Source organism: Acinetobacter sp. A3 (assembly GCF_012371415.1).
GTDB lineage: Bacteria > Pseudomonadota > Gammaproteobacteria > Pseudomonadales > Moraxellaceae > Acinetobacter.
This window is the reverse complement of sequence record NZ_JAAZQW010000006.1, coordinates 88,066-97,698: the sequence shown is the minus strand read 5'-3', so window position 1 is coordinate 97,698 and position 9,633 is coordinate 88,066. Positions and strand designations below refer to the sequence as shown.

Below are 9,633 nucleotides of genomic sequence, written 5' to 3'. Positions count from 1 at the left end.
GCTTTTCGCTTTTTATTTTCATGACGCAGACAGGATAATAAGTCTTTTTTCAACTCACCCTTTGGTAATGCTCGTATAGTTGAGTAAATCGTTGTATGGCTTACATTCATTGTTTGATCCAAATCAGGAAATGTCTTTAAACGCTTCGATATTTGCTGAGGAGACCATAAACAACGGATCGCTTCAACAATAAATCTCCAAAGGATTGAGTCGATTTTGAGTTTTCTGTGACTACGTCTACGTCTAGCGAAGGTGTTATCAGAAGCATATCGAGCTTGATAAACGTCATTGATGCTATTTCTTTTAAGTTCACGATAGATCGTACTAGGATGTCTTTTAATGAGTTCAGCAAATTTTCTGGCTGAAAAGCCTTCTTTTCTTGACTCAAGCATTAATGCAGTACGATCTTCAAAGTTAAGATGATGGTATGACAATTTTATATACTCCATAAACCCTTTAAATTAATTAGGTGGTTTATGTCGCACTTCAAGTTTTACTCTGCCCATCATTGCAGTCAAAATCGTGGTCAAAAATTTAACCTGATCGCTTTATAACTTAAGCACAATATTATTGGATGATGACCTGTTAAATATTTATAGGTCATCATCTAAAATTACACTTTCATTATGGCTGCTGACTAAATAAATTATAAATCACTTTTCTGAGCCATTGATGACTGGTTTGATGGTGGCATGAAGTATGCCAATACTGTCTTACTGGATAGGTTGGAAAACTTAAAGGTGCATTTACAACCTTTAAATTCCCTCGTGCCAATAATACTTCACTTAAATAATAAGGCACGGTCGCAATCATATCGGTTTCTTGCACAATTAAACCCACACCCAAATAACTTGGGATACTCATTAAAATATTTCGCTTTAACCCTAAATTACTTAATTCATTTTCAATATGATAATGCCCGATACTGGTATCCACATCGACATGCGATTCACGGATATACGCATTCACATCTAAACTATTTTCACAAATTCTTGGATGATCCTTACGACACAACACAATATAATATTGCAAGAATAACTGTTGCTGATAAAAACCTTGTTCTAACTCAGGTAAAAAACCAATGGCAAAATCAATTTCACCATTTGCCATTTGATAACTGGTTTCACGGGTAATTGGACGAATTTTGATTCTGACCGTGGGTGCATGTTCTTTTAAATATCGACTCAGTTTAGGCAACAATACTAAATGTGAAACATCTGTCATCGCTAAAGTAAATAATTGATCTGAATGTGTCGGATCAAAATCTACCTTAAAATTATTGACCGTTTCTATTTTATTAATAATTTCACTAATTGGAGAAAAAATCTGTTTTGCCAATTCTGTAGGTAGCATTTCATTGCCTACCCTTAAAAATAAGGGATCATTAAAATGCTGACGAATTTTATTTAAGCAGTTACTTACCGCAGGTTGGCTCATACCTAGAGCATCTGCTGCAGCTGATACATTTTTTAATTTATATACATAATAAAAAATCTGTAGCAGTTTGCTGTCTAACTTAAACATATTAATCTTTCCTTAGAATCGGTTTTCACTGCTCAGTTTTCATCCTCAATTAGCGCCAAGATTTTAATTTAGAGCTATGTCCAATACCCACATTAAAACTATTGGTTGGATCTAACTTTTGATAATGCTGCTTTAATGCAGGTTTCGCCACATATAAATGTCCAACATTATGTTCAGCAGGATACTCTGCGCCACGAGCATCAAGCAATGACCACATTTGATGTTCCATGGCCAACGGGTCTACCCCTTTTTGAATGATATAGTCCTGATGAAAGACATGACACAAAAAATGTCCGTAATACAACTTATGTATAATCGCCCGCTCCAATTCTTCGGGTAAATTTTCAACCCATTGCGAATCATTACGTCTTAGAGCAATGTCTAAGGCAACAATGTCTTCAACTTCATCTCGATGCGTATCGCGGTAACGAATTGCTGCACCCGCCACAGCAAAACGATGCAAAAAGGCTTTACGTCCTTCATCCTCATTACACAGAAAGAAACTGCCTGAACTACGTGTAATAAAGTAATCCAGTAAAAATTGCTGTACTGCTGCAACATCTTGCTGCTCAATACGTAAAATTAAATGATGCTCGTACAAATCACGAAATTGATTCATCCGTTCAGGTAAATGATTAGGCAACAGCTTCGTGAACATTTGCAAAACTTTATCGGACAACCCACGCATGCCCCAACGGCTCAGCACACCATCGACTTTATCTTTCATGGCAAAAGCTGCAGGTACTTTACTGGTACCAAATTTCTCAATAAACAAGAAACTATCTTTGCCATATTCTGCGCCAATGTCATAGGCAACACGATGGATATACTCGCCTGCAATTGGGACACGGGGTAAATCACGCAATAAAAAACGGCGAATGGCGGTTAAATCATCCTGTTGATTGGTGCCAATATAAAACACCTGACTCGGGATTTTTTCAAAAGTATCCAAGCGCACGGCAAACACACAAACTTTTCCTGCAGAACCCGATGCTTCAAATAAACGGCTTGGATCGGCATTAAAACGTGCAGGGGTATCGGCATCAACTTGCGCAACATCATGCACATAACGCTGATCTGAAGCACAGCAGTGTTCTGAGTATTCAATATCTTCTGCGGTATATTGTTGCTGTTCCAATCTGGTCAGCATTTCTTCTGGATTAGTACCTAAATTTACCCCTAAATGATTGATCAACACCAACTCGCCAGCAGCATTAACTTGAGCGTATAAGGCCAATTCGGTATAGGCAGGACCTCGTCTAACCAAAGCACCGCCTGAATTGTTGCATACTCCACCCAAAACTGAAGCGCCAATACAAGATGAACCAATGACTGAGTGTGGCTCTCGCTGATGCGGCGCCAATTTTTGTTCTAAAGCATCCAATGTTGCACCAGGCAAGCAAATCACTTGCTTGGCATCGTTGATGAGCTGAATACCTTTTAAACGTTGGGTGTTGATCAAAATTACAGGACGATCATAGTCATCACCAAAAGGTGTAGAACCACCCGTGAGTCCTGTATTGGCGGCCTGCATAATAATGATACAGTCTGCCGCCACTGCCACTTGCAACACTTGCCACTGTTGCAACAGCGAACCTGGCGTGACTACAGCAAAAACCTGCCCCTCACCAAAACGTCGCCCTTGACGATATAAGCGGGTATCCGACTCATGGGTCAATACATGCGCTTTCCCCACAATATCGACCAAATTTTTGAGTGTCGCTGCTGCATCAAATTGTGCTATTGATGAATTTGTCTGTGGCATGGTGTGCACGTCCTGAATTCCAATGGTGAAGAAAATACAATTGAGCAATCAAGCCAAACTTTTAAAGTTATGGATTCATCGCCCATGTTGGCAAATTAGCCTTTCAGCTCACGCTCAAGTCGTACCAGACAATCTGAAGTAATGGCCTGAATATTCTTAGCACCTGTTAAGGTCATTGCCACCCGCATTTCTTTATCCATCAGTTCAAGTAAATTACTCACTCCTGCCCCGCCTGCTGCACCCAATGCATAAATAAAGGCACGTCCGAGCATACAAGTATCGGCACCCATGGCCAGCATACGCACCACATCTAAACCGTTACGAATGCCTGAATCTACCAGAATTTTTAAATCGCCTTTGACGGCATCGGCAATAGGTGGCAAGGCACGTGCGGTTGATAACACGCCATCTAACTGCCGCCCACCGTGATTCGATACCACAATACCATCGGCACCAAAACGGACTGCATCTTTGGCATCTTCAGGGTCTAAAATGCCTTTAATCACCATCGGGCCATCCCAAAATTCACGAATCCACTCTAGGTCTTTCCATGAAATAGATGGATCAAAGTTATTGCCCAACCAACCAATATAATCTTCAAGTCCCGTTGGCTTGCCTAAGTATTTAGAGATATTGCCCAAGTCATGTGGACGACCCAGTAAACCCACATCCCAAGCCCAGTTTGGATGCATCACCGCTTGCATATAGCGGCGCATAGCAGCATTTGGCCCACTCATGCCCGAATGTGCATCACGATAACGTGCACCAGGCACAGGCATATCTACCGTAAAGACCAAGGTTGAACAGCCTGCTGCTTTAGCGCGTTCCAAGGCATTGCGCATAAAACCACGGTCACGTAATACATATAACTGAAACCACATTGGGCGTGAAATGGCAGGCACAACTTCTTCAATTGGGCACACCGACACAGTGGATAAAGTAAACGGAATACCCTTTTTGTCAGCTGCAACTGCGGCTTGTACTTCACCACGGCGCGCATACATACCTGTTAAACCCACAGGTGCCAACGCGACAGGCATCGACAGGGTTTCATTAAATAAAGTGGTTTCTAAACTCAAAGCCGACATGTCATTCAATACACGTTGGCGCAAGGCAATTTGTGAAAGGTCTTCTACATTTCTTTTCAGCGTTTGTTCCGCGTACGCACCTCCATCAATATAGTGAAATAAAAATGGCGGTAAACGGCGTTTGGCTGCTTCGCGGTAATCATTCGCAGAAGAAATAATCATGGCGCTATCCTGTTTAATCGACTCGCACGCTGACGACGCGCATCTTCCTCGTCTATCATGCGTACTTGTTGAACTACAAATTCAATATGTCCACACACTGCCGTACGGGCAGCTTCTGGATCCTGACGTTCAATTGCATCCATCACTTGAAAGTGCTGATCATGCAACTGATCGAAACGGTGGGCTTCGGTATAAACTTTACGTCTGCCCAAAACTACGTTGTATTGCAACAAATCAAATAAGCCGCGCATCATTTGAATGAGCACCAAATTGTGCGATGCCTCGGCAATTGCCAAATGAAACTTGGCATCGGCAATTGCCGCCTGATCATCATCACCCAAAATCTGAAAATGAGCGATTTGCTCATAACAGGCGCGGATGTTTTGCAAATCTTCTGCGGTTGCTCGCTGAGCGGCATACCATGCAGTTCCGCCTTCAAGCACCATCCGCGCTTCCTGCACATCAAAACGATAAGCAGGGTCTTCATCAATCAGGTTACTTAACGGCTGCACAATTTGATATTGCGACCAATTGGTTGGCAGCTGTTGCAAAAAAGTACCCGCTCCAACTTTGCTGACCAGCATGCCCTGACTGGTCAATTGCTGAATAGCCTCACGCAAAGAGGAACGGGAAACCCCGAGTTGTTCACACAACTTTCTTTCGGCAGGCAATCGGTCTCCGACTTGCATCTGATTTTTTTCAACCAGTGTGCGCAGGTCTTGAACAACTTTGTCGGAAACTTTCATGCGGCTATCCTCTTGTGCATGTGGTTATGGAATCATCCATGGGAACACATAAGCTTGTAGAGTGATAATAATACCGATCATTACGGTGAACGTGATACTGTGTTTCACGGTAAAGCGGAATAAATCCGATTCTTTACCGACTAAACCAACAGCCGCACAGGCAATTGCAATAGATTGCGGTGAAATCATTTTGCCTGTTACCCCACCACTGGTATTGGCAGCAACCAACAGAACTTCTGGCACGCCAATTTGCTGTGCGGTTGTGGCCTGCAAGGAAGCGAATAAGGCATTGGCTGATGTATCTGAACCTGTCAAGAACACCCCAATCCAGCCTAAAAATGGCGAGAAGAAAGTGAAAGCATTACCTGTGTGTGACAAAGCCAGTGCCAAAGTCGCAGACATACCTGAATAATTGGCAATAAACGCAAAAGCCAACACCATTCCAATAGAATAAATTGGTGTTTTTAGCTCGTTGATGGTTTCAGCAAAAGTTTTAACAGCTTCACGCGGTTTCATTTTTAAATAAATGATGGTGATGATGGCTGCAATCATAATCGCAGTCCCTGTTGCACTCAGCCAATCGAACTTAAAGATCGCATCGTAGTCTTTGACATCTGCCACTACAGGCGGCATTTTTTGTACCAGTTGGTGTAAAAATGGCACCTTGATGGAAATTACCCAGTCGTGCATTGCGCCATCTTTGGCAAATAAATCCTTAAACGGTTTGATGCTCCAAATGGTGACCATCACCGTTAACACTGCAAAAGGTGACCATGCTTTGACAATCTGCCCTATGCTGTATTTTTGCTGTTGTTCTGCAACCAAGTTGGCATCTACTTTTGTGTCTGCATCGCTAAAACGGAAAATGTGTTTTGGCTGCCAGAATTTAAATAAGACCGTTAAACTAATCAAAGAGGCAATTGCAGCTGTAATGTCTGGTAACTCAGGTCCAACAAAGTTAGAGGTCAAGTATTGTGCAATCGCAAAAGCACCACCACCCACCAACACTGCAGGCCAAGTTTCTTTCACACCGCGCCAGCCATCCATAATTGCCATAATCCAGAACAGCACAATAGGCACCATAAATGGCAACTGACGTCCAACCATCTGGCTAATTTCCATGGTTTCTACACCCGAAACCTGACCCGCCACAATAATTGGAATCCCCATTGCGCCAAACGCAACAGGTGCGGTATTCACAATCAAGCATAAACCCGCAGCGTATAAGGGTTTAAAACCTAAACCCACCAATAACGCCGCAGTAATTGCCACTGGTGCCCCAAAGCCTGCTGCACCTTCTAAAAATGTCCCAAACGCAAAGCCGACTAATAGCATCTGGAGACGCTGATCTTCTGTAATCGAAAGAATAGATGAGCGAATAATGTTAAATTGCCCTGTTTTTACAGAGATTTTATATAAGAATAATGCGCCAATAATAATCCATGCTATTGGCCACAAACCGTAGAAAAATCCATAGATCAATGAAGCAAAAGCCATTGGTGCTGGCATGCCATAGGCAAATAAAGACACTAATAACGCCAAAATCACCGTAATTGTTCCCGCAACACTTCCCTTTAAGCGAAATACAGCCAGTGCCAAAAAGAAAAAAATAATCGGGATTGATGCAATTAGACTCGAAATCCAAATATTTGCCATTGGATCATAGATCTGTTGCCAATGTTGAAGCATTGTCATCTCCTTGAAATGCTCACTCAAACGTAAACATAGGTCTAAGCATAGAGGTAAAGTTCTAATTTTGGTCTGACCAATATTGAGATAAAAAAACACCAAAACACTCAATATCGCTCACAAATAATAATTTTATTCATTCAAATGTCAACATTGGTCTGATTTATTATTTTAATGGTCATACCAATTATTATGATAAATATGGATATCCCTGCACGCAAAAATCCCTAGCAGAAAAATTTAAACTTTGTTTTTTCTTAAATTTTTAGCGGGCTGGTCATGTGGCTTGAAGTGACTACGACTTTAGTCGAATAACTCATGTATTTAAGCGCTTATTAAAAGACTGGATGAATGAAACTCACTCTAGACATGAGTTAATCTTGAGCAATATACAGCCTAAAAGAAGGCTCGGATGAGTATGCTACAGACTCAATGAATATATAAAAGAGAACGGATATTCATGCTTAATCAAAAGCATAAATGAAACAAATAACGCCATGCTTGATCTTAATTTCCATTCAAAGAGTTTAAGTTCAAACAGTGGCGTATTATGTGATGCGTTTTTAACTCAGTTATGTGTTTTTTTACTGCTTTCCCTGTTGTTTTAAACGTGCAATATGCAAATCAATTTGATTGGCGATTTCAGGCAAAATCTGTTTTAAAAACTGACTATAACCCAAAGCATCTTCCAGTTTTAAAACGCCTGCTTGCACCAACTGTTCCTGCTGAAAAAGCATGGACTGTACTTGGTTTAAATCAGGTTTTTGCCCCTGACTTAAACCTAGACTTATTTGCTCAAAACCCCAGTACAATTGGTCACGCTGCTGTATTAAAGCTGCCTGAGCAGACTCCTGCTCCTTGCCCTCAGTCTGCATAGGAAAGAATGCCGTTTGTGCTGTATCTTCAGCGTGTAGCCTCAGTATTGGGCTCATTGCTGGAGGCGTTACACTTGACCGAACAGACACTGTTTCTGTTACGGGTGTTGAGGGTGGTTGAAACACATAGACCACCACAAACAATACAGCGACTGCAATAATAAAAAAACCAATGCCGAGCCATCGTGGATGTTTCATGCGCTTGCTCCAAACGCAAAGCATCTTCAATTTTTAGCGACAACGACATATCAGTGATTTTTTGGATAATCACACTTCATTCTATGTGCTAAAAATCTGCAAAAACTCAGTTTTTAAGATGCTTCACGCTACCTGATTGGTTAGATTAAGGGGTTGACCAATCGCTAGGAGCGTAGCCCAAACGCACCCGTTGTGGATGATTGCCTACAGGCACGCTACGCACTTTTTCACCTGTAGCGAAGTCAATCACGGTCACTACATCGGTTTCACTTTCTGAAATCACACAGCTTTTTCCATCAGGGCTACGAGTTGCCCAATACGGTTTACCCGCCGCAATTAACTTGCCTGCTTTTAAGCTTTGACGGTCTACGATGGTCGCATAATCATCCATCGTGCCTGCTACACATAGTTTTTCACCATCAGCGCTGATAGATAAACCATGATGACGTGAATCATTGACCCATTTGGTGCGGTCTTTCGGAATCGTACTGCTACCTGGTAACTGTGCAACACGTGTCACCTTATCGGTTTTTAAATCATATTCAACCAAACCATTGAAGAACGATACCTGTGCATACAATTTGCTTTCATCTTTACTCAAGACCATAGGGCGCACAGAGTTGGATAAATCTTTACGTCCAAAAGCATCTAAAGCAGGTCTAAAATCAATTTTTTTCAGAACTTTATAAGTGTTGGCATCGGCAATGGTAATTAATCGCTTACCTTTGGTGAAATCTTGCCATTGTGCATCCATCGAGGTTTCTACATTGCCAATTGCAGAGTTTAAAATTTTGCTTCCACCTGCAAAGTAAATATTTTCATGCGGTTTATCTCCCGTGGAGAAACGCCCCAATTCTTTACCCGTATGAATATCTAGAACATGCACCACATTCCCAGAAGATGCCGATACTGCTACACGTTGACCATCTGGCGAAACAGCCATGTGGTCGGCACGAAAACCTTTTACAGGGGTACGCCAGTTGATTTTTCCTGTTTTAATATTGATAGAGACGACATCAGCAAAACTTGGACGCGATGCCACAATAGACTGACCATCTGGCGTGGAGTACATGTCATCCACCAGTTGATCATTGCCCTCGCCTGCGGTTTGCTGAATGTAGGTATAGGCAATTAGTTTGATAGGGTTCAGATGGATTTCCAGTAGCCGTTGTTTACGGTCGGGAATCATGTTGACCACCCCAATTTTGCCAAAATCTTGCGATGGACGAATCACTGTTACAGTTCCATCCCAGTTATTCCCCACAAAAAACACCTGTTGAGTATTTGGCGGCTGTGGCAAATTACTGGAATCGGCATAGCTTTGTGCACTCACTGCAGCGCCTAAAGCAAGCACAGTTTTGCAAAGATATTGCAGCATCTTGTTTGAATAATTCATGCGTGTGTTCTCCCTGAACGGCAAAATGCATGTTGTTGTTTTTATTTTCACGTGTGTTTTTACGTCATTTTTATTGTTGACTTCAGTTGTATTTGAATAGCTTATGCTTCATTTTCTTCAGCTTATTCAATGTGCATAGCATACGCATATTGAATATTTTGCGTCTACCACTACAGCCCAACTATCCGAT

General features: G+C 41.8%; 8 protein-coding genes. All 8 read right to left on the bottom strand.

Annotation, left to right across the window (positions count from 1 at the left end; translation table 11 throughout):
* The coding region (locus HHA42_RS03890; RefSeq protein WP_252726294.1) for an IS30 family transposase at positions 1-392 on the bottom strand (392 nt) is incomplete at its 3' end.
* Between the two features lie 232 nt (positions 393-624).
* On the bottom strand, positions 625-1,524 hold the full coding sequence (locus HHA42_RS03885; protein ID WP_168418659.1) for a LysR family transcriptional regulator: 900 nt from the start codon (positions 1,522-1,524) through the stop codon (positions 625-627).
* A gap of 49 nt (positions 1,525-1,573) precedes the next feature.
* Positions 1,574-3,289 carry a D-lactate dehydrogenase gene (dld, locus tag HHA42_RS03880; protein ID WP_168525452.1) on the bottom strand — a complete coding sequence of 572 codons (1,716 nt, stop codon included), beginning with the start codon at positions 3,287-3,289 and terminating at the stop codon, positions 1,574-1,576.
* A 95-nt stretch (positions 3,290-3,384) separates the two neighbouring features.
* Positions 3,385-4,539, bottom strand: coding sequence for an FMN-dependent L-lactate dehydrogenase LldD (gene lldD / locus HHA42_RS03875; RefSeq protein ID WP_075167697.1), 1,155 nt, complete (start codon positions 4,537-4,539; stop codon positions 3,385-3,387).
* Entirely contained in the window at positions 4,536-5,285 is a 750-nt protein-coding gene (gene lldR / locus HHA42_RS03870; protein ID WP_045795925.1) for a transcriptional regulator LldR, read from the bottom strand. The genes lldD and lldR overlap by 4 nt, the downstream gene beginning before the upstream one ends.
* A gap of 24 nt (positions 5,286-5,309) precedes the next feature.
* Positions 5,310-6,980, bottom strand: a complete 1,671-nt coding sequence (gene lldP, locus HHA42_RS03865; RefSeq protein WP_171293315.1) for an L-lactate permease — start codon at positions 6,978-6,980, stop codon at positions 5,310-5,312.
* 578 nt (positions 6,981-7,558) lie between these two features.
* Entirely contained in the window at positions 7,559-8,047 is a 489-nt protein-coding gene (locus HHA42_RS03860) for a hypothetical protein (RefSeq protein ID WP_168525450.1), read from the bottom strand.
* 145 nt (positions 8,048-8,192) lie between these two features.
* A complete protein-coding gene (locus tag HHA42_RS03855; protein ID WP_168525448.1) occupies positions 8,193-9,443 on the bottom strand; it encodes a YncE family protein in 1,251 nt (416 codons plus the stop codon).
* Positions 9,444-9,633: the final 190 nt, after the last annotated feature.